Below are 1,864 nucleotides of genomic sequence, written 5' to 3' on the forward strand. Positions count from 1 at the left end.
GGCATCCAGGATCTGGCCTGACATCGGCAGATAACCAGCGCTGCGCAGGATTGTATCAAAGCGATTGAACAGACCCTCGATCGCTCCCGCCTGGGTCAGACGCTCGCGAAATAGCCAGACCGTTTTGGCATCCGGCACACGGTCCGACAGCCCCAGGCCAAGGAAACGCATGAACGACAGGCGGTCATTGATCAGATACTCTGTCCGCTCATCAGACAAATTGTTCAGCGTCTGGATCATCAGGATCTTGAACATCAGTACCGGATCAAACGGCGGACGCCCGCCTTTACTGCCGTCTGAATACGCCAAAGCCTGCTCCAGATCAGGGCGGAAGACTTCAAAATCCACAGTCCGGGAAAACGCTTCAAGCTGGTCACCCAGCCCGCTCAGCCGGGCAAGCCTCTCTTCAACATCAAAGAAACCAGCCTGCTTCATGATCCATACCCCAATCAACTCGGGGGAAATGGAATCACAAAGGCACCCTCAAAACCAGAGGGTTTTTCGAACCCTCCAGATGGCGAAGAAGCGCGGGCATAGTCCCTGCAGCCTGCGGATCGGATACCGAACACCACGCTTTGTCCGCTGCCTGCGCAGGCACGCAAGGCATCAGGGCCAGAGCGACTACACATACTGACCACAAAAAACAGGCTTTCTGTCTCCGTTGACCCTCAGGCATGGTTTGTCGGACCGTCTGCAACCTGCACAAGAAGTTTGCCGAAATTCTGTCCACTCAGTTGTCCAGCCAGTGCGAGAGGGGCCTGATCCAGACCCTTTACAATCTGTTCCTTATAAACAAGAGATCCTTCCTGAACCCAGGGAGTTGCCAAAGCACGCCATTCCGCAAACCGCTCCGGCCGGTCACCGACAATGAAGCCCTCGATGCGGGCTCTGCGAAACAGCAGCATGGCCGCGCTGATCGTGGGCGCATGCGCCAGCCCGCTATAGTCGCGATCATTATAGTCAGCGACCAGACCGCAGATCGGAACCCGGGCATGATTACGTAACCGCCTGATCACAGCCTGGCCTACTGCACCCCCAACGTTCTCGTAGTAGACATCGACGCCGTCAGGACAGAGGGCGTCAAGCTGTTCGTCGAGATTTTCATGATGATTGATGCATCCATCAAATCCGGCGATTTCCGTGACCCACGCACATTTCTTCACGCCGCCCGCGATACCGATCACCCGCGCTCCTGCTCTTCTGGCTATCTGTCCGGCTGTTGCGCCTACGGGACCGGACGCCGCAGAGACAACGACCGTTTCCCCTGCCTTGGGCTGTCCGATGTCCTTCATCCCCGAATACGCGGTTGTCCCGGGCATACCGAGCACACCAAGATAGGTTGAAGGCGGCACATCATCGGGAACCCGGACCAGCCTGTCCCCGGGAGTTGCCAGCACAGTCGCCCATCCAAACGCACCGGAAACGATCTCGCCTCCACGAAAGGCTGGATGCTTCGACTGGATGACCTGTCCCACGGTTTCGCCAGGGATCATGTCGCCAACCGCCAGTCCTTCACGATAGGTCCGCCCCTCGTTGAGAATGCCCCGCATATAGGGATCGACGGAAGCAAAGAGTGTGCGTGTCAGCACCTCACCCTCCTTTATCGCAGGCCAGGGACGTTCCACTGTCGCGAAAACATCCGGCGCAATACTTCCGTCAGGACGCTTTGCCAGAACAACGGCCTCAAATGTCTTTTCGGTCATGATACTCCCCCTGACAGGTCAATGCGATTTCCGGTCCGTGTTACAACAGATGGAGGGATCGAAGAACCGTTGATTGATGTGCTTGGCCCGTGATTTTAGTTTTTGGGCGCTTTGATTGACGGTTCTTTGGGTCGGTTTTGATCTGCGTTTTGAGCGGATCG

2 protein-coding genes are annotated in these 1,864 nt (G+C 56.7%); both read right to left on the reverse strand.

The window, feature by feature from the left end; translation table 11 throughout:
• The coding region (locus tag HKD21_RS14280) for a transposase (RefSeq protein WP_194256263.1) at positions 1-435 on the reverse strand (435 nt) is incomplete at its 3' end.
• Between the two features lie 233 nt (positions 436-668).
• Positions 669-1,703 (reverse strand): NADP-dependent oxidoreductase, encoded by a 1,035-nt coding sequence (locus HKD21_RS14285; protein ID WP_061487388.1) that lies wholly within the window; start codon positions 1,701-1,703, stop codon positions 669-671.
• Positions 1,704-1,864: the final 161 nt, after the last annotated feature.

Source organism: Gluconobacter cerevisiae (genome assembly GCF_015244675.1).
Lineage (GTDB): Bacteria > Pseudomonadota > Alphaproteobacteria > Acetobacterales > Acetobacteraceae > Gluconobacter > Gluconobacter cerevisiae.